We start from the raw sequence: 17,302 nt of genomic DNA, 5'->3' as shown, positions 1-17,302 counted from the left end.
ACTTTTTGGGGAGCATATCATTTTGCTGAATGGATGCGGATTTTTTGCTTTACCGTTTCCACCACGCACGTTCGATTTCTCCCATCGTCACGTACGCGGGATCGATTTGTTTGGCCAGCCGGTTCAGTCGAGTGACACCAAGACTAGCTCCACCAACCCAAAAGAGGAAGATGCCAAATAAATAACCAGAGGCACTTGGAATCGACTGCATAACAAAGTAAATCAGCCCCGCCACGACATAACCAATAATTGTCAGACGAGCGACCTTTTGAACGGTTTGTTGATAGATAGTCGGTGTTAAATACGACTTCATGAGCCGTAGCCGAACAATTTCTCGAGAGACTGCCGTCGCGCAAAAACAAGAGAGCATGATTGGGAGAAAGACAGATGCAATTGACGTCATAAACCAAGCAGATACTGCAAAAATCAATCCAGGGATCAAAAAGAAATGAGCGACGACACGCACCGGTCGTTTCATTACATTCAGACGTGCTTGTCGCTCGAATAGGTGTTCCATTTCGATGTTCCTTTCTGTCTGACGAAGCGGGCTACTTCTCCGTCACTGATATAATCCGGGTCACGCGCTCCGTCGCGTCGGATGATCCATTCGCTGATGAAATAGAGCGGTGTTAAAATCGCAAAAATTGCCACAAGCATCTGCCAAAACGGACCCTCGATCGTCTGGGTAATGACGATCGTCAAGATCGCGTACAGCAGGACGTGACTACCAATGCGTAGTAAAAATTGGCGACGGACCTGTGCTTTTGAGATGTAGCCTTCTAAAATTTTTCGTTTTTTTAGTTGATAGCGAAAATCGGAGCCGAGAAAAAGGGCTGGAATCGTCAAAATCAACAAGGGAATATCCGTCCACTCGATCAAGATGCCGACTGTTATGAATAAGAGCACGTTCCAGTACCAGCGTGTGCCGAGCCACTCGACATCCCGGTACGCGAGCGCAAGTTTTTGTAGACGTTCTTCACGAGCCGTTTGCATAGTACCTTCTCCTTTAGCGCGCTTTGTGAATTTCTTTTTCCGTTATATACGTTGGATCAATCTTTCGTGAGATGAACTCTAACGTTTTTCGACAGATCCAGTAGAACGGAATGACGATGATGATCAGACCGAGCAAAAAAGACGTGTTCGGTCGATCGGCTGCCCAGACAATTAGACCGGCAAGCGCTCCGTATTGTAAGATACCGATCAGCACATGTACCTGATAGAGCCGTCTTGCTGAATCCTTTGATGTGTATTCTGCAACAAGCGCGAACCGCTTTCGTTGTAGCAACATGTCATAGCCAAAATACAATAACGGGACGATCATCGCGTAGACTGGTTTCTCGAGTGTGTTACTGAGCGCTAAGAATGCCGCAAGCATGACCCACATGCCGGTCTTCGTCTTCTGATGCATCTCTTCGTACAGCGCCGCCAAGGCATCCGTTTGTGTATGTACGTGTTCCATGATCATCCACCTCTCTATACTGTCATATACTTACATTTTACTAGATCGGTTTCATCTGTAGTACGATTTTCAAAAAAAAAAGACGTCCTACCGCTTAGGGTAAGACATCTTCCATGAAGACTACGCACTGACCTGAATGATCAGATAAATGACGCTATAGGCAACGATCGCGAGCGGTATCATCGCGACACCGATCAGCCAGCCGTTTTTGTCGCGGATACCGAGATATAAGACGAGACACCCTACAATGAAGGCGATTAAGGTCGTGAACGGATTCATGGTTGTTCCCCCTCTGACTTGTTTCTTTTCTTAAAATTCCCCCTCTTCTCGTCTCATAAACCCTTCAAGGCGCTTCGACACACAACGAAAAGCCAGACGGATTTCCGCCTGGCTTTTCGTTGTTAACTTATTTTTTCGTGATGACGACTGTTTTCGTAACGACGTGTCCACCCAGATCCTTCAGTTTCAAGTTGTACGTGTTTTTTCCTTTTTTGAGCGTCACTTTTTTCGTGATCGTCTTTTTGAAGGCTTTCATGACGTACGGTTCTTTGAACGTCCGGCGGTATTCCGCGCTACCATTGAAGTCGAAGCGTAATTCGCTGTAGTTATCGCGAAGTACGATCTTCATCTCAGCTGTTTTTGTTTTACTTGAGACGGTTTTTGGTGCTGTGACACGAATCGTTGGTAATTCTGTGTCGATGATGACTTGACGGTTGAACGCCACACGATTCCCTTTTCCATCGTATGCTTCGACCTTGAATGACTTGACGCCATCCGTCGTATACGTCACGTCATGGCTGAACGCATAGTTTTGTTGGGCTGCATCGAAACGCAGTTTAACAGTTTTTCCGTTGATCTTGAACGATTTGATACCTGACTCATCAGAGACATGACCCGCGATGTTGATGACTTTTGATGTTGCAACACCAAGAGCGACCGGTGTATCGATTTGAACATTTGGTACGGCTTTATCAACGCCTGTCGTGTTGACGTCTTTTTTCACACTGTTTCCAGCATAGTCTTTGACGACGAAGGCAATCTTCGCGCGCTCCGGCAGATCCGTCAACGTGTACGCTTTTTCTGTTGCGGCAAGTGGTTGCTTTAAGACACTTTTGCCATTGACGAGGATATCGTATGACGCAACTCCTGTTCCTTGGTCGCCTGCTGTCCATGAAAGTGTTGATTTCGCAGTATCCCATTTCACAGTAGCTGCTGGTTTTTTCGTATCGACATAGACTGGGAAGAGATTCGTCTGCCATTTTGCGTTCGGATAATCGATCACCGATTTGACTTTGTAGTAGTAAAGACCATCTTTGACCGGTTTCCCGTTGATCGTTCCGTCCCAAGCAGCGCTTGTGACTGGTGTGTAGCCGTTCTCTGAACCGCTATCATAGTAGTTCTTGACGACGTCCGTTTGCATATCAAGCTTCTGAAGTGTTGTTTTATTCCGGTCAAGAATCGAATACTCGACTTTTTTCGCATTTCGAAGGAATGAGATGATCGGGAAAGCTTCATCTGCGCTACCGTCGTTGTTCGGTGAGAACGAGACTTTGTTCGCGACAACTTTTCCAGCGGCATTCGTACCAAGGAATTTGAAATCATCCTTCACTTCAGTCGCTAGACCTGTCAATCCGTAGAACGTGTTGTTTTTATCGTACAATGGTGCATCTAAAATCGGAGCTTGATCCCATTTTCCTTTGAATCCAACATAAGGAACTGTCAGTTCTGGATTTTTGCTCTTCGTATCGATCAGACGGACGAATCCTTCGACGAAGTAGCCGTTTTTAAAGACTTGTTCAAGCGAAAGCTCGTTCGCCCAGTCAGTCGTGTTCTTCAAATCGACTGACACGCTGACTTTCGTTGAGCTCTTCGGATTAATCGAGACTGAACTCGCTTTCTTCGAGCCGACTGCAAATGAGATCGGGTATGTGCCTATGTTGGCATCTACCGTACCAATCGTTCCTTTTTTGAAGATTCCATTTGCTTCAAGGAAGTTCGATCCTTGTGCACCGAGATCTGATTGAACCGTTCCCGCTAGCTTATACGTCACTTTTTCATTGCTGTAGTTTTTTAAATCAAGCGTGAATGTGAACTTCTCGCCGACTTCCTTCAAGGATGCCTTGCCTTCACCTGACTTTGTCTCTGTGATGACGACTGGTGTCTTCATCGCAGCACGAAGATCCATCAGTCCAGCTCCCTCACGACGTGGGGAGTAGAAGTTGCCTGTTTTCAGTTCTGCGTTGTATTTTCCTTGATCGAGTTGCGGACGCGATGTATTCATCAAGATGTTTTTGGCGAGTTTAACGCGTGTTGCACCAGTGACTTTGAAGTCCTTCGCAATCCGTTGCATGACGAGTGCTGTTCCACCAGCGACGTGTGGTGCTGCCATCGATGTACCGCTCATGACGCCATACTCGTTATCATTAAGCGTCGAATAGATTTTCCCACCTGGTGCCGTGATTTCTGGCTTGAAGTCAAGGCTTGGCGTGACACCCCATGACGTGAAGTCAGACATTTGTCCTGCGACCGGGTTATCGGTTGAGACCGCTTTTCCGTCAAATGTCACTGCGATTGCCTTGCCTTCTTTTGCTTTTGCTTCGAGATCATTCCCGTCCGCGATGCTAAGCGTGACGAGTGGAATCGTCGGATTGTTGAGCGCCATGCTGACGTAATCCCCGTGATCGACTCGACCGCGGACGATGACACCTGCTGCCCCTTGCTTCTCAGCTTCTGCTTGGATCATACCGTAGTTGAAACCACCGTTACGCACGACGAAGACGACTTTCCCTTTGACGTCTTTACCTTCATAGTTCGAAGCTTGACCGTCACCGACATACACGACANNACATCCTTCTTCTCTTTATCGAAGACGGCAATCGGATTCGGCGAATCTTGTTTTTGGTATGCCAAATAACCGGCATCCTGACCGTCGATCGTCAGCGCCATGCCTTCAAGCGTCAATTTCGTATTTTCGAGTGACGCGACTTGGAGCGCCTGGCTCGTCAATCCTGGTGCACCAACGACACCGATATCCGGGTTTGCTGTATATGGATTACCCGCACCATGACCTGCAAACGCCGAGTTACCAGCAGAGATCGCACACAAGATACCGTTGTTCATCGCGTTGACGATTGCGCGTTGTTCTGGAGCATCTGAATTGACGAACGATGCCGTCGAACCGAGACTCATGTTGATGACATCGGCTCCGAGTGCAATCGCATCATCGATCGCTTTAATGTAGATATCGCTGAATGTCGATGGCATTCCTGGATCGTTTCCGAAGACTTTCATCGCGAGGAGCTGTGTTTCCGGCGCGACCCCTTTGATACCACCGTTTGCTTCATCGCCGTTTGCTCCGACCGTACCTGCGACGTGCATCCCGTGCATCGATGCCCCCGCACCTAAGTCACGGATTTCGCTGTCGTGATCGGCATAGTTATAGCCGTACGGTACTTTTTCCGTGAAATACTTTCCTTTTAAACCTTTTGTTTCTTTCGCACTCTCGACCTTCGAAGAGGTTAAATCCACCTTTGTCTCTGGACTCAAGACCATGTCTTTGTGCGATGGATCAATCCCCGTATCGATGACCGCGACGACGGTTCCTTCCCCTTTAAAGCCATAGTCCTGCCACGTTTCCTTCGCATTGACCATGTCCTTGCTGTACAGCATGTCTGGCTTGGCACCTTTATCGACGGTTGGGCGCGCATATTCGTGCGCGATATGTACACTTTTGACTCCTTCGAGTTGTTTGATATCTTCGATGTCACCGAACTTCACTTCACCACTGAATCCATTGATGACGGTTGTGAAGCTTTCTTTATATGTAACAGGAATCGCCTTTTTAGCGATAGCTGACTTGACTGATTTTTGGACGCTGACGAGTCGATCCTTGATCGATTCCTTTTCGGCATTGCTCAATGTGCTATACCGCTTGTTTTGAGATTGGGCGATTTGAATCGCCGGTTTTTGTTCCATCTCGATGACGACTCGGACTTTATCCGATTGTTTGTAGTTCTTTTCTTGTCCCGATTTCTTCAGTGAGAGCGCCTGCGGTTTTTGACCCGTCGCTTTGTCTTGTGAGGACAGTGCACCTTGCGCACTGACTAGATTGGAAGACGTCATTAAGACGGCTGCCATAAGTGCAATCTTCTTCTTCATGCGTTCGTTTCCCCTTTTCTGTAAAACCATAGTAGTAATACTAATAAAACAGTTTAACGAAAATTCTGTATTTTTAGTTTAATGAAGTTAATGGAAATAAACAATTTATATTTGTCTATTTTTTTAATTTTTTTCTTTTTGGTGACATTTTATATTTGGAAGGAATTTAACTGGGAACATAAAAAAACTCCTCGAGCACTCGAGGAGTTGAACGTATGAACTTGGTGGAGACTATCGGGATCGAACCGACGACCTTTTGGCTGCCAGCCAAACGCTCTCCCAGCTGAGCTAAGCCCCCATGAATTATCTTTAGTATACGCATCGCTAACTGCTTTATCAATATAAACATAACGCTTTCATAAAAAAGAATTCCTCCCGAAATGGCTGGAAGGAATTCACGATTCATTTATTCAATTCACGCATCAAATCCGCCTGTCGTTCAAGCTCTGCCTGTTGCTCGAGGATCAAGACCTTTTTATACGTCCGCGCGGAAATCAAGATACTGATTTCATAGAGAACGAACAACGGCACTGAGATCATCAAGTGTGACGTCACGTCCGGCGGTGCGATCAATGCCGCAACGACGAACAGCGCGAAATACGCATATTTTCGATTCTTTCGCATGAAATATGGCGTCACAAGACCAAGACGTGTCAGGAACATCGTCACGACCGGCAATTGGAAGAGAAGACCAAACGGCATCGTCAACCGGATCAAGAAACTGAAGTAGTTTTCGACCCCGATGACTTGCTCGATCCCCAATTCTTTCCCGAGATCCGTTGAGACTTCGAGCAAGAAGGGAAGCAACCAGAAATACGAGAAGGCTACACCAGCCAAAAATAGAAAGAAGATGACTGGAATATATGTCAGTGTTGCTTTTTGTTCCTTTTCATAAAGCCCTGGTCGGACGAATGCCCACAGTTGATACATCCAGAACGGTGACGCTAAAATCAGCGCGATGATGAACGCAAGATTCAAATACAACATTAAAGGATCGGCGACGTTGAAGGCATTTAATCCGATACCGAGCTCTTTTAAGTCCGCTTGCAGAAAACGGACGAGCGGTCGGACGAGCGGAAATGCGACAGCGAACAGGACGACGACGATGAGGAGCGACCAGACAATCCGCTTACGCAGTTCGTCTAGGTGCGACGTCATGCTTTGTTCTTGATCAACCGTCATGATTCAATCACTTCTCTTTCGGTTCGTCCTTTTTATCGTCGTCCATGATGCCGTTCGTGGCATTCTTGAACTCTTTCAATGTTTGACCGGCAGCACGACCGAATTCCGGTAACTTCTTCGGTCCGAAGATGATCAACGCGACGACAGCAATTAATCCGATACTCGCAGGTCCGATACCTAACGTGAGCGGGATAAGGTTTTCCATTATGATTTCACTCCTTCAGCTGATTGCGAATAATGCTTCATGAAATAAACTAACGACTGCAACTCGATCGATAAATCGATGTGATGAACCCGAACGCTCGCTGGCACGTTCAACCGTGCAGGCGTGAAGTTCAGAATGCCTGTCACACCATACTCGACTAACTCATCCGCTACTGACTGTGCGAACTGGGATGGAACCGTCAAGATGGCGACATCGACCTGATTCGCTTCGATTTGTTCTTTCATGTCCGAAACATGATAGATTGGAACGTCATGCGTCGTTGTTCCGACCTTCTCTTCGTCCGCATCAAACGCAACGACTATCCGAGTACTATTATTCTTTAAAAAGTTATAATTTGCAAACGCTGTTCCGAGATGACCGACCCCGATCAAGGCAACATTCGTCACCTCATCTTGATTCAAGGTTTTCCGGAAAAACGTTAAGAGATGTTGAACGTTATATCCATACCCCTTCTTCCCTAGTGCCCCAAAGTAGGAAAAGTCGCGACGAATCGTTGCTGAATCAACCTTCACCGCCTCGCTTAACTCAGCAGAAGAGACGCGGAGCTTGCCTGAATTGTATAAACTTTGGATGAAGCGATAATATAGCGGCAACCGTTTTGCTGTCGCTTGTGGAATTTTTGTGTCTGGTCCATTCATCCTGCAGTTCCCCCTTCGGCCACATCCATCGTGGCACCCAAATCTTTGCAAAAAGCTTTCTACTCTCCTTGATTGTAAACCACTTCACATAGAGTCACAAATAATATATTCCGCAGGACCTCGCGCTTTTGTTCGTGATAGACTAAAGGGTGGAAGGATGGATGGAAATGATACTCTTACAAGTCAACCAACTCTCGAAATCATTCGGCGTCGAGCCGATTTTAGAAAATATCAAATTGGAAGTACAGGAGCGCGACCGAATTGCGCTCGTCGGTCGAAATGGTGCCGGTAAATCAACCTTGCTCAAAATCATCGCTGGTGAACTCAGTCATGACTCGGGCGATATCATGAAAGGTAAAGATGTCAAAATCGGCTATCTCGCGCAAGACAGTGGTCTCGAATCGAATGAGACGATCTGGAACGAGATGCTGACCGTTTTTGAACATCTGCAAGAACAAGAACGGACACTGCGCCGGATGGAAATCGAGATGGGCATGGAGCACATCTTGAACGACCCGGTCGCTTACGATCGACTCCTGAAGACGTACGATCAAGCGCAACATGACTTCTCAGAAGCAGGTGGTTATCAGTTTGAAGCGAATATTCGCTCCGTCCTGCACGGCATGCGCTTTTATCCAGACGATTACTCACGCCGGATCCAGACATTGTCCGGAGGTCAACGGACACGGCTCGCCTTAGCGAAGATGCTCCTGCAAGCACCAGAGCTTCTCATTCTCGATGAACCGACGAACCATCTGGATATCGATACGCTCGCTTGGCTTGAAAGTTACCTCGGTGGTTATCGTGGTGCCGTTCTGATCGTCTCGCACGATCGGTACTTCCTCGATCAAGTCGTCAATGTCGTCTATGAGCTCTCTCGTAATGTCTGTCGTAAGTTCACTGGGAACTATACGAAGTACCTCGAGCAAAAAGCGGCATTGTACGATCAAGAAATGAAACAGTTCGAACAGCAGCAAGAAGAAATCGCGAAGATGCAGGATTTCATTCAACGAAACATCGCTCGGGCGACAACGACAAAGCGTGCTCAAAGCGTTCGAAAACGGCTCGAGAAGGTCGACCGGCTCGACCGACCAGATGGAGATGAACGCAGTACGGTCCTCTCCTTCCCAATCGAAAAACAGAGCGGGAATGACGTTCTTCAAGTCAATCAATTGGCAATCGGTTACGAAGAAGCTGTCTCAAAAGACATCACGTTCCGCTTGCAACGCGGCGAATCACTGGCACTCGTCGGACCGAACGGAATCGGGAAGTCGACGCTCTTAAAAGTCCTCGTCGGTCGTTTACGTCCTCTCTTCGGTGATTTCCGTTTCGGCACCGGTGTCTCGATCGGGTATTACGATCAAGAGCAAGCGGAACTCAATGACCGGAACCGTGTCATCGATGAGATTTGGAACGAATGGCCACTGATGCGCGAACAAGAAGTCCGTTCTGTGCTCGGACAATTCCTGTTCAGCGGCGACGATGTCTTCAAAATCGTTCAAGAATTGTCTGGTGGCGAACGCGGACGTCTCGCGCTCGCAAAACTGAAACTCCGGAAGACGAACGTCCTCATCCTTGACGAGCCAACGAACCACTTGGATCTTGATTCGAAGATGGTCCTTGAGAACGCTCTTGTCGACTATGAAGGTACGCTACTCTTCGTCTCCCATGACCGGTACTTCATCGATCGGATCGCGACACGCGTCATCGAGATGAGTGAAGCTGGTGTGACAGAATACCTCGGCGATTATTCGTACTACACAGAGAAGAAGGCCGAACAAGAAGAAATCGCTCGCCTTGAAGCCGAAGAGGCAAAAGCGGCAAAAGTCACGGCATCGAAGACGATCGACAAAGAAGCACAGAAAGAAGAAAAAAAACGCCGTCAGCAAATCGAACAACTCGAACAAGATATTGAACGGCTCGAACAGCGTTCAGCGGAAATCGAACAGTTGCTTTGCGAACCGGAAGTCTTTAATGATATTCCAAAAGCGACAGCGTTATCTGCGGAACGAGACCAGATCGATGTCGATCTACTTGAATTGATGGAACGATGGGAGAACCAACACTGATGCGAACGAAAAGCTTTTTCATCAACCTGATTCAAGGACTGTTATCCGGTATTCTTTATTTCGTTCCGATGTATGCGGACTACGTGTCCGCCTTCATCCGCCCGGATGCCTTTAATGCTGCTCTTCCTTTGTTCCTTCTGATTTCTTGCATGATCGGACTTGTCATCCAGACATGGAGCGGTCTTCTCGTCAGTCTACTCTCTGGACTATGTTGTACGCTTCTAACGACACAACTGTTCGTCGAACTCAATGATCCATTGATCATATCCTATTATGGTAGCGTCACTCCCTTGACTGCCTTTTTGATCAGTTGTGTCGGGGTTTGGGCGCTGGCAATCATTTTTTATTTGCTCGATGGTTATCAGTATAGTAAACGTCACGGACTCGAAGGTTCTTCAAACGAAATCGATCCACAACCTTGAAGTCCGATCGATGAACTAGATACGCGATATGAAAAAAGGAGTGGAGATTCCGGTAGCTAGACCGGTCTTTCCACTCCTTTTTATTTAAATCGAAACGTTCGTCGTCAACATGGATCGTACACTGAATCAAGCATTCACACTTCTATCATTTTGTCGGTCGAGCAATCGTAAACGTCTTCCCGATCGTCGCATAATCATTTCCTGCTAAGCGAGCGACAGCCTTCAATCCTGCCGCATCGATCCGGAACGACTCGACGAGTTCATCCGCGACGTGATAGCGCAGTACTTTCCCGATCAAAAGATCGGCACCTTCTAGCTCGACATGTTGTGTTAAGCGCATCTCGAACCGGATTTTCGCTTCCGCGATTCCGGGCACGTCGATTGCGTCGCTATCGACGAGCGTTAAATCCGTCCGTTCGAGTTCACTTTCACCGTAAGCGAGTGGCGCAGCCGTCTCATTGACAGCGTCGACGATTTCTTCGCTGACGATATGGATGACATAGCTTTGTTTTGCTAGGATATTACGTGCTGTATCCTTTTGTCCCTGATCCGTCCGTTGTACGGCAATCACCAGTTGTGGCGGACTACTTGATGCGACCGTAAAGAAGGAAAAGGGGGCTGCGTTGACCGTCCCGTCTTCCCCTAGCGTCGTCACGAAGGCAATCGGACGCGGAATGATGCTTCCGATCAGTAATTTATAATTGTCTTTTGCGCTAAGCGTTGATGCCTCGAACTTCATGAATGACCCACCTTTTTCCTCACCCGATGAGTGCAGCGAGTGAATAGTCTCCAGCACCGATCATCGCCACTCCAAGGGCGATAACGATCAATGCCATGTTGTATTCGTACCCGTTCTGCGTCACCCAGTAACCATTCGCACCGTGTACTTTAACGATCGCGACAAGCATCGAACCGATGATGAGGATTGCAGCGATCCAGAGGAATACCCCGCTTGCAAACAATAATCCACCGATTAATTCAGCAAGACCCGCTGTAATCGCGAGTGCCTTCCCTGGCTTCATGCCGATTGATTCGAACCAACCGCCTGTTCCAGCGATGCCGTGTCCACCAAACCAACCAAATAATTTTTGTGTCCCGTGTGCAGCAAATGTTAAACCGATGATTAAACGAATGATTAAAAGTCCTGTATCCATCATTTCTCTCTTCTCCTTTTACCTAATGTTTTTAAGTTACTTTAAGTAACTCGATAAACAGACTATATCTTATCACTTACTAAAAGTAAATAGATTTGTTTTAGTTCTTTTTGTTACATTAAGTAAAATGATTCGATTTTTTTAGCAGAAGCGGGTATACTACAACTATAGAAAGGATGAGTGCTGATGGAAGAAGTCGCAATCCAACCGGCTCTTTGTCCCAAAGTCGAACATGCCTTTGAAATCTTAGGTAAGAAATGGACAGGTCTGATTTTACGTCACTTGTTGACGAAGACATGTCGTTTCAATGAGATTCAAGATGCCATCCCCGAATTATCAGGTCGCATGCTCACGGAACGTATGAAGGAGCTCGAAGCGGAAGGCATCGTCATCCGGACTGTCATTCCCGATCGTCCGATTAAGATTCAATACAGTTTGACCGACAAAGGGCGTCAACTCGAACCGGTCATTCGTTCCATTGAGGAATGGGCCGAACTACAAGACTAATGTATAGAAAAGCATCTTCTTCGGAAGGTGTTTTTTTATATGATATTTTGACATTGATAATCATTATCAATTAAAGTAAAGAAGTACAGCGAAAGGAGGAACATGCATGCAGATTGCAATTGGATTCGTCAGCATGTCCGGTAATACGGAAGATATCGTCTCGATCATTCAACGTGAGCTCGAGCAACACGATGTCGACGTGACGATCACAGAACTGGATCAATTCGTCGGGGAGGATCTATCACGTTTTGATGGTCTACTACTCGGCTCATATACATGGGGAGACGGTGATTTACCGTATGAAGCAGAAGATTTCGTCGAGGAGCTACGGGAACAATTTTTAGACGGGATGCCGGCTGCTGCTTTTGGTTCGGGGGATCTTGATTATCCGAAGTACTGCGCAGCCGTTGATTTGATTGAAGACGCATTAAAAGAAGCTGGGGCGACCATCGTCACGAATGGCTTGAAGATTGAGTTTGATCCGAACACACCGGAGAAACAAGCCGCTTGTCGCGCGTTCGCGCAAACGTTTCATCGCTTTTTACAACAGGTTCATGCTTGAGTATCGTTTGAATCCGTCATGTAAGGGAATTCTTAAAACAGACTCTATGAAAGTGAGATGAATGTTTTTATGACGATTCAAGCACTCGTCTTTGACGTCTACGGTACATTATTCGATGTCCATTCCGTCAAAGAACAAGCAGAGGAGCTGTATCCGGAACACGGAGAAGCGATCAGTAAACGCTGGCGAGAGAAACAACTGGAGTACTCTTTCCTCCGACAATTAAACGGACAATATGTGCCGTTCAGCCAAGTGACACAAGATGCCCTCCGCTATACGTTACTCGAACTGAAGCTCCATGTGACCGAGGAACAAATCACGACTTTAATGGAGACGTACCTGACACTTGATGTGTACCCAGAAGTTAGCTCTGTTCTCGAGACGATGGCGCATAAACGTTTGGTCGTCTTCTCGAATGGTTCCCATGATATGCTCGATCCGTTGATCGAACAGTCAGGTTTAGCCGATCGGTTCGAACATCTCGTCAGTGTCGATGATATCAAACAGTATAAGCCAGCACCTGCATCCTATATGCATGCCTTAAACACGCTCGGTCTAAAACGCGAGGAGATCCTCTTCATGTCCTCGAACGGTTGGGATATCACCGGGGCGAAGAGTTTCGGCTTCAAAACGGCATGGATCAATCGAAATGGACTTCCGGTCGAGGAATTGAATCTCGATCCCGATCGCATCTATGATGACTTGACGGGTATCACTGAATGGCAATGAACGAACAACAGCGGACTCCTATTTAGGAATCCGCTGTTTTCATGGATTTAGTAATTAGACAAACGTGAGTAACCCTTCTTGAATAGATCGAGTTTCAGACCGCCTTCTTTTTCGATGAAGAAGAGGTATTCGTTTTGATCCGTATCCTTATAGAAGACCTTAAATAACGTCAACGTCCGTTTTTTATTGTTCTCGACAGCAGTCACCTCATGCTTTGAGATGACCTCGGCTTGGACTTGTTCTGCATCCATCTTTTGAATCATTGGTTCGAATGACTTCTTTTCTTGATCCGTCACCGGTGTTCCGGAAGCAATCATGAAATAATCATCACTCGCCTTGTTCGTTAAACCATACTTCCGATCGACGATGACGACGTTACTGAGCTTACCATTGATTGTCTGATCAAAAGCATATAACTTTTGAATCCGGGTCTTTTCCCCTTCTGCTCGTCCGATTTCGTAAAGTGGACGTTGTTTCGTATTCGTCTCGACCGCTTTTTTATCGGGTACGAGTTCTTCCTTATAGGCGACTTGGTATGCGTTGACGATTTCTCGGACCTGAAGTCCGATCGCGACGATGACCAGTACCGCTAACAATGCGATGATGACTTTTTTCATTCCATTTCCCCCAAGTTGTTCGGATTCCTTACTTTAAATCTAGCCCAGGTTCTGCGTTCATGGCAAGTGTCGAATAGCGTAACGCGCGATATGGATGAATCGCAGCCGCTCCGATCATCGCCGCATTATCTCCACACAGGTGCATCGGCGGAATGATGAGATCGATTCCTTCCTTCTCACATGCCGCTTCGAGACCTTGGCGTAATCCTTTGTTGGCAGCGACGCCACCAGCAAGCAGTAATTGACGTCCCCCTTTATCCTTCACGGCACGGACCGCCTTCGTCACGAGTACCTCGACGACGCTCGCTTGGAAACTCGCAGCTAAATCTTCCGGAATGATCGTTTCCCCCCGTTGTTCGGCGTTATGCACGGCATTAATGACTGCGGACTTCAAACCGCTGAAGCTAAAGTCATACGAATCCTTTTCGAGCCAGACACGCGGAAAATGGAACGTATCCTGACCGGTCTGTGCCAATTGGTCGATTCGTGGACCACCTGGATACGGTAACTTCAACGTCCGAGCAACTTTATCATAGGCTTCCCCAGCGGCATCATCCCGTGTTTCACCAATGACTTCGTATACATCGTCTTCCGGCATGTAGATCAGTTCCGTGTGCCCACCTGATGCAATCAAACAGACGAGCGGAAACTCAAGCTCTTGCACGAGACGATTCGCATAGATATGACCTGCGATATGATGAACACCGATCAATGGTTTATCATGCGCAAAGGCGAGTGCCTTCGCTGCGCTGACACCAACGAGTAATGCTCCGACCAGTCCAGGTCCTTCCGTGACGGCGATCGCATCGATATCGTCAATCGTGACGTTCGCTTCCGTCAAGGCATCATCGATGACGTATGTGATCCGTTCGACGTGATGCCGTGAAGCCACTTCAGGCACGACGCCACCGAATCGTTTATGACTTTCGATTTGAGACGAGACGACGTTCGATAAGACGTCGATTCCTCCACGGACGACGGCAGCTGCCGTTTCGTCGCAACTCGATTCGATTGCTAGAATCAATGGTTGTGTCATAGGTCTTCTCCCTCCAGCTCCAGCCAGTAGATGGCAGCATCTTCATTGTTATCTTGATAATATCGTTTTCGGACACCAACATACTGAAATCCGAGTTTTTCATATAAAGTCCGCGCTGGTGTGTTCGAGACACGTACTTCGAGTGTCATCGCCCGCAAACTAAGCGCACGACCGACGGCGATCAATGCCGTTAGCAGATCTTCCCCAAGTCCTTGTCCGCGGTGCGACTGCTTGACGGCAATATTCGTAATATGTCCTTCATCCGCGATATGCCACAGACCAGCAAACCCGACGATACCATCTTGATCGGCAACGACATAATAGGCATTCGGATTTTGTGTCATTTCCGCTTCGAAGGCATCTAGCGTCCACGGTGTCGCAAACGATTCGAGTTCGACCGCATGAACACCTGCAGCGTCCTGTACGGTCATCCGACGAATGCCCTTACTCATGACGCTGTGCCTCGATCCATTTCGCCTCTGCTTCAGCTAGACGCAGGTAACGTGGTTCGAACGCATGCGCTTCGACCGTCTGGCGTGTTGCACCGAGTAAAGCGAGTACGCCGGCACGTGGCGTCCGGAAAGCAGGAGCCGCCTTTTCAAATGGCTGAAGAATCTCTTCGAACGCATCGACGTCTCCTGTGACGAGCGTATCTGGCGGTAACGTCTTCACAAAAGAAGCGATCTCGACATGCTGTTCTTCACCGATTCGTTTCCCGGCGTCGTACACTCCGACAAACCCTGCTCCACGCCGCGCATCTTGAATTGCTGCGACACGTCCCGTATGACCTGTCGAAGCCGCCATCAGTTCAAGTGTCGAGATGGCAACGAGCTCGATGTCCAGTGTATAGGCGAGCGTCTTCGCTGTCGTCGCTCCAATCCGTAATCCGGTATAAGAACCAGGACCGTCAGCAACGACGACACGTGTCAGTTGAGCCGGTGTCCATTTTGCTTCCACCATCAAGCGCTCAAGCAATGGCATGAGTTTCGTCGCATGATTCAAAGACGTGACATAAGAAGCTTCTGCTACAATCTGTTTCCCGTCTGAAAGAGCGACCGATAATTGTTTCGTCGATGTATCAATAGCTACGATTTTCATGATTTCAATCCCTCACATAATGTAATGTATCGTTCTCCGATCGGCGTCAGCTCAAAACGACGACTATCGTCACCCGTTCGCGTGATCGTGATTGCCAACCGTTCAGGTGGGAGGCTGTCCGCGATCAATTCAGACCACTCGACGACGGCGACGCCTTCACCGTTCAAATATTCTTCAAGTCCGATATCATCACCGGAACCTTCCAGGCGATAGACATCCATATGATAAAGAGGAAGACGTCCCGTATAGACTTTCATGATCGTAAAGGTAGGGCTGTTGACGTGGCGCGTCACACCTAACCCTTTCGCAAAGCTTTGCGTAAAGGTCGTTTTCCCAGCACCTAAATCCCCATCAAGCGTAATGACCATCCCTGCTTCTGCACGTCGTCCGAGTTCAAGGGCCAAGGCAGTCGTTTCTTCCAAGCTGTTTATTTTCAGTTCTATCATACGATGTCTCCTCCTTTAATACGTACTGTTCGTCCTTCTCTATTGTACCGAACGAAAAAGGCAAAAAAAAATACGAAACGCTGAACGTTTCGTAGTAAAGTTGAAGTTAAGTTTAAAATTGGTTGCGGGGGCCGGATTTGAACCGACGACCTTTGGGTTATGAGCCCAACGAGCTACCAGACTGCTCCACCCCGCGACGATAAACGTTTCGGATTTGATTATTTAAAAATTGGTTGCGGGGGCCGGATTTGAACCGACGACCTTTGGGTTATGAGCCCAACGAGCTACCAGACTGCTCCACCCCGCGATGATATAACGTTTCGACAGATATTAATATAACATGTGTCTTTTAAATTGGCAAGTCTTTTTGCCTTATTTCTTTTTACTAACTGTCATAATGAATATTCTTCTATACTGATACGAAAGGAGTGAGCAGATGGGATACTTATTAGATTTACGAAAAATCGTAGGCAACCGACCGTTGATCAGCGTGGGTTCGACTGTACTCGTCATAAATTCACAACATGAACTGCTATTTCAATATCGTTCGGATACACACAGTTGGGGACTTCCCGGTGGTTCGATGGAACCAGGTGAGACACTTGAAGAAGTCGCGATGCGTGAATTACAGGAAGAAACCGGACTTCAAGCACGCAGCGTTCAGCTGCTAGACGTCTTCTCGGGTCCTGATTACTTCTTCCGTTATCCAAATGGCGATCAAACCTATAGTGTGATCCATCTCTTTCAAGCAAAAGGCGTATCGGGTACATTACAAATGACGGACGGAGAGAGTCTCGACTTACGGTATTTCCCGCTGAATCAATTGCCAACACCGCTTGAAGCGCGTGCTGCAGCGCTCTTACAGCAAGTTACGCCTCGTCTTCTTGACACACCTTCTTCTTTTTAATCTAGATGCTTCGCTTAAACTGACACTTAACGTCTATTCGTCAGTTTTTTTATTTCTTTCCTATCAAGGAGTACACAAAAAGACCGACCTGC

22 protein-coding genes and 3 tRNA genes are annotated in these 17,302 nt (G+C 47.4%); 6 read left to right on the top strand and 19 right to left on the bottom strand.

The features are described from left to right. Positions 1–49: 49 nt before the first annotated feature. The 10 genes from B4C70_RS01360 to B4C70_RS01315 all read right to left on the bottom strand — a co-directional run bounded on the left by B4C70_RS01360 (position 50) and on the right by B4C70_RS01315 (position 7,663). Positions 50–517, bottom strand: coding sequence for a hypothetical protein (locus B4C70_RS01360; protein ID WP_290776482.1), 468 nt, complete (start codon positions 515–517; stop codon positions 50–52). Continuing rightward, a complete protein-coding gene (locus B4C70_RS01355) occupies positions 484–993 on the bottom strand; it encodes a hypothetical protein (RefSeq protein WP_290776480.1) in 510 nt (169 codons plus the stop codon). Before B4C70_RS01355 ends, B4C70_RS01360 begins: the two co-directional genes overlap by 34 nt. Before the next feature lie 13 nt (positions 994–1,006). After that, positions 1,007–1,459, bottom strand: a complete 453-nt coding sequence (locus B4C70_RS01350; protein ID WP_064299195.1) for a hypothetical protein — start codon at positions 1,457–1,459, stop codon at positions 1,007–1,009. A 120-nt stretch (positions 1,460–1,579) separates the two neighbouring features. Continuing rightward, positions 1,580–1,738: a hypothetical protein gene (locus tag B4C70_RS01345; protein ID WP_014971497.1), complete on the bottom strand. Its 159-nt coding sequence runs from the start codon at positions 1,736–1,738 to the stop codon at positions 1,580–1,582. A 127-nt stretch (positions 1,739–1,865) separates the two neighbouring features. Beyond that, a complete protein-coding gene (locus tag B4C70_RS01340) occupies positions 1,866–4,298 on the bottom strand; it encodes a S8 family serine peptidase (RefSeq protein WP_290776477.1) in 2,433 nt (810 codons plus the stop codon). Beyond that, the gene (locus B4C70_RS15180) at positions 4,199–5,011 is read right to left on the bottom strand and encodes a S8 family serine peptidase (RefSeq protein ID WP_422653573.1); all 813 of its coding nucleotides are present in this window, start codon (positions 5,009–5,011) and stop codon (positions 4,199–4,201) included. The genes B4C70_RS01340 and B4C70_RS15180 overlap by 100 nt, the downstream gene beginning before the upstream one ends. Positions 5,012–5,839: 828 nt before the next feature. Further along, positions 5,840–5,915: transfer RNA gene (locus B4C70_RS01330), tRNA-Ala, on the bottom strand. Positions 5,916–6,019: 104 nt separating this feature from the next. After that, entirely contained in the window at positions 6,020–6,799 is a 780-nt protein-coding gene (gene tatC / locus B4C70_RS01325; RefSeq protein WP_035410816.1) for a twin-arginine translocase subunit TatC, read from the bottom strand. 7 nt (positions 6,800–6,806) lie between these two features. Next, positions 6,807–7,004, bottom strand: a complete 198-nt coding sequence (locus tag B4C70_RS01320) for a twin-arginine translocase TatA/TatE family subunit (RefSeq protein ID WP_029342825.1) — start codon at positions 7,002–7,004, stop codon at positions 6,807–6,809. Next, on the bottom strand, positions 7,004–7,663 hold the full coding sequence (locus B4C70_RS01315; protein WP_023469604.1) for a redox-sensing transcriptional repressor Rex: 660 nt from the start codon (positions 7,661–7,663) through the stop codon (positions 7,004–7,006). The genes B4C70_RS01320 and B4C70_RS01315 overlap by 1 nt, the downstream gene beginning before the upstream one ends. Before the next feature lie 167 nt (positions 7,664–7,830). Here B4C70_RS01315 and B4C70_RS01310 point away from each other — a divergent pair, with 167 nt between their 5' ends. Together B4C70_RS01310 and B4C70_RS01305 are read left to right on the top strand one after the other, a co-directional pair. Next, a complete protein-coding gene (locus B4C70_RS01310; protein ID WP_290776474.1) occupies positions 7,831–9,732 on the top strand; it encodes an ATP-binding cassette domain-containing protein in 1,902 nt (633 codons plus the stop codon). Then, a complete protein-coding gene (locus tag B4C70_RS01305; RefSeq protein WP_214852012.1) occupies positions 9,732–10,154 on the top strand; it encodes a hypothetical protein in 423 nt (140 codons plus the stop codon). Before B4C70_RS01310 ends, B4C70_RS01305 begins: the two co-directional genes overlap by 1 nt. A 145-nt stretch (positions 10,155–10,299) precedes the next feature. Here B4C70_RS01305 and B4C70_RS01300 read toward each other — a convergent pair whose 3' ends face one another. Continuing rightward, entirely contained in the window at positions 10,300–10,893 is a 594-nt protein-coding gene (locus B4C70_RS01300) for a flavin reductase family protein (RefSeq protein WP_290776472.1), read from the bottom strand. Positions 10,894–10,912: 19 nt separating this feature from the next. Further along, the gene (locus B4C70_RS01295; RefSeq protein WP_214852010.1) at positions 10,913–11,311 is read right to left on the bottom strand and encodes a DoxX family protein; all 399 of its coding nucleotides are present in this window, start codon (positions 11,309–11,311) and stop codon (positions 10,913–10,915) included. A 183-nt stretch (positions 11,312–11,494) separates the two neighbouring features. Between B4C70_RS01295 and B4C70_RS01290 the strand changes: the two genes are divergently transcribed. From B4C70_RS01290 to B4C70_RS01280, 3 genes are all read left to right on the top strand, one after another. After that, positions 11,495–11,815, top strand: coding sequence for a winged helix-turn-helix transcriptional regulator (locus B4C70_RS01290; protein WP_023469609.1), 321 nt, complete (start codon positions 11,495–11,497; stop codon positions 11,813–11,815). Positions 11,816–11,921: 106 nt separating this feature from the next. Further along, positions 11,922–12,377 (top strand): flavodoxin, encoded by a 456-nt coding sequence (locus B4C70_RS01285; RefSeq protein WP_290776469.1) that lies wholly within the window; start codon positions 11,922–11,924, stop codon positions 12,375–12,377. A gap of 69 nt (positions 12,378–12,446) precedes the next feature. Further along, the gene (locus B4C70_RS01280; protein ID WP_290776467.1) at positions 12,447–13,106 is read left to right on the top strand and encodes a haloacid dehalogenase type II; all 660 of its coding nucleotides are present in this window, start codon (positions 12,447–12,449) and stop codon (positions 13,104–13,106) included. 47 nt (positions 13,107–13,153) lie between these two features. Here B4C70_RS01280 and B4C70_RS01275 read toward each other — a convergent pair whose 3' ends face one another. The 7 genes from B4C70_RS01275 to B4C70_RS01245 all read right to left on the bottom strand — a co-directional run bounded on the left by B4C70_RS01275 (position 13,154) and on the right by B4C70_RS01245 (position 16,610). Continuing rightward, on the bottom strand, positions 13,154–13,723 hold the full coding sequence (locus B4C70_RS01275) for a hypothetical protein (protein WP_055969420.1): 570 nt from the start codon (positions 13,721–13,723) through the stop codon (positions 13,154–13,156). A 28-nt stretch (positions 13,724–13,751) separates the two neighbouring features. Further along, on the bottom strand, positions 13,752–14,759 hold the full coding sequence (tsaD, locus tag B4C70_RS01270; RefSeq protein WP_290776462.1) for a tRNA (adenosine(37)-N6)-threonylcarbamoyltransferase complex transferase subunit TsaD: 1,008 nt from the start codon (positions 14,757–14,759) through the stop codon (positions 13,752–13,754). Continuing rightward, entirely contained in the window at positions 14,756–15,211 is a 456-nt protein-coding gene (gene rimI, locus B4C70_RS01265; RefSeq protein WP_290776460.1) for a ribosomal protein S18-alanine N-acetyltransferase, read from the bottom strand. The genes tsaD and rimI overlap by 4 nt, the downstream gene beginning before the upstream one ends. After that, complete coding sequence (tsaB, locus tag B4C70_RS01260) at positions 15,204–15,857, bottom strand: tRNA (adenosine(37)-N6)-threonylcarbamoyltransferase complex dimerization subunit type 1 TsaB (protein ID WP_290776458.1); 654 nt, start codon at positions 15,855–15,857, stop codon at positions 15,204–15,206. The genes rimI and tsaB overlap by 8 nt, the downstream gene beginning before the upstream one ends. After that, entirely contained in the window at positions 15,854–16,303 is a 450-nt protein-coding gene (tsaE, locus tag B4C70_RS01255; protein WP_290776456.1) for a tRNA (adenosine(37)-N6)-threonylcarbamoyltransferase complex ATPase subunit type 1 TsaE, read from the bottom strand. The genes tsaB and tsaE overlap by 4 nt, the downstream gene beginning before the upstream one ends. Before the next feature lie 119 nt (positions 16,304–16,422). Continuing rightward, positions 16,423–16,499: transfer RNA gene (locus B4C70_RS01250), tRNA-Met, on the bottom strand. Positions 16,500–16,533: 34 nt separating this feature from the next. Next, positions 16,534–16,610, bottom strand: a tRNA-Met gene (locus B4C70_RS01245). A gap of 129 nt (positions 16,611–16,739) precedes the next feature. Between B4C70_RS01245 and B4C70_RS01240 the strand changes: the two genes are divergently transcribed. Next, positions 16,740–17,210: an NUDIX hydrolase gene (locus B4C70_RS01240; RefSeq protein ID WP_290776454.1), complete on the top strand. Its 471-nt coding sequence runs from the start codon at positions 16,740–16,742 to the stop codon at positions 17,208–17,210. The last annotated feature ends 92 nt before the right edge of the window (positions 17,211–17,302 follow it).

It is taken from the genome of Exiguobacterium sp. UBA5002 (genome assembly GCF_002396765.1).
GTDB lineage: Bacteria > Bacillota > Bacilli > Exiguobacteriales > Exiguobacteriaceae > Exiguobacterium_A.
Note: the sequence above shows the minus strand (reverse complement) of the source record. Positions and strands in the feature narration are given on the sequence as shown.

Excerpts from the sequence above, each read along its gene's own strand:
- B4C70_RS01345 (WP_014971497.1), bottom strand. The coding sequence starts at position 1,738 with ATGAATCCGTTCACGACCTTAATCGCCTTCATTGTAGGGTGTCTCGTC.
- B4C70_RS01275 (WP_055969420.1), bottom strand. The coding sequence starts at position 13,723 with ATGAAAAAAGTCATCATCGCATTGTTAGCGGTACTGGTCATCGTCGCG.
- B4C70_RS01305 (WP_214852012.1), top strand. The coding sequence starts at position 9,732 with ATGCGAACGAAAAGCTTTTTCATCAACCTGATTCAAGGACTGTTATCC.
- rimI (WP_290776460.1), bottom strand. The coding sequence starts at position 15,211 with ATGAGTAAGGGCATTCGTCGGATGACCGTACAGGACGCTGCAGGTGTT.
- B4C70_RS01295 (WP_214852010.1), bottom strand. The coding sequence starts at position 11,311 with ATGATGGATACAGGACTTTTAATCATTCGTTTAATCATCGGTTTAACA.
- tatC (WP_035410816.1), bottom strand. The coding sequence starts at position 6,799 with ATGACGGTTGATCAAGAACAAAGCATGACGTCGCACCTAGACGAACTG.
- B4C70_RS01310 (WP_290776474.1), top strand. The coding sequence starts at position 7,831 with ATGATACTCTTACAAGTCAACCAACTCTCGAAATCATTCGGCGTCGAG.
- B4C70_RS01360 (WP_290776482.1), bottom strand. The coding sequence starts at position 517 with ATGGAACACCTATTCGAGCGACAAGCACGTCTGAATGTAATGAAACGA.
- B4C70_RS01240 (WP_290776454.1), top strand. The coding sequence starts at position 16,740 with ATGGGATACTTATTAGATTTACGAAAAATCGTAGGCAACCGACCGTTG.
- tsaD (WP_290776462.1), bottom strand. The coding sequence starts at position 14,759 with ATGACACAACCATTGATTCTAGCAATCGAATCGAGTTGCGACGAAACG.
- B4C70_RS01280 (WP_290776467.1), top strand. The coding sequence starts at position 12,447 with ATGACGATTCAAGCACTCGTCTTTGACGTCTACGGTACATTATTCGAT.
- B4C70_RS01320 (WP_029342825.1), bottom strand. The coding sequence starts at position 7,004 with ATGGAAAACCTTATCCCGCTCACGTTAGGTATCGGACCTGCGAGTATC.
- B4C70_RS01300 (WP_290776472.1), bottom strand. The coding sequence starts at position 10,893 with ATGAAGTTCGAGGCATCAACGCTTAGCGCAAAAGACAATTATAAATTA.
- B4C70_RS01350 (WP_064299195.1), bottom strand. The coding sequence starts at position 1,459 with ATGGAACACGTACATACACAAACGGATGCCTTGGCGGCGCTGTACGAA.
- B4C70_RS01355 (WP_290776480.1), bottom strand. The coding sequence starts at position 993 with ATGCAAACGGCTCGTGAAGAACGTCTACAAAAACTTGCGCTCGCGTAC.
- B4C70_RS01315 (WP_023469604.1), bottom strand. The coding sequence starts at position 7,663 with ATGAATGGACCAGACACAAAAATTCCACAAGCGACAGCAAAACGGTTG.
- tsaE (WP_290776456.1), bottom strand. The coding sequence starts at position 16,303 with ATGATAGAACTGAAAATAAACAGCTTGGAAGAAACGACTGCCTTGGCC.
- B4C70_RS01290 (WP_023469609.1), top strand. The coding sequence starts at position 11,495 with ATGGAAGAAGTCGCAATCCAACCGGCTCTTTGTCCCAAAGTCGAACAT.
- B4C70_RS01285 (WP_290776469.1), top strand. The coding sequence starts at position 11,922 with ATGCAGATTGCAATTGGATTCGTCAGCATGTCCGGTAATACGGAAGAT.
- tsaB (WP_290776458.1), bottom strand. The coding sequence starts at position 15,857 with ATGAAAATCGTAGCTATTGATACATCGACGAAACAATTATCGGTCGCT.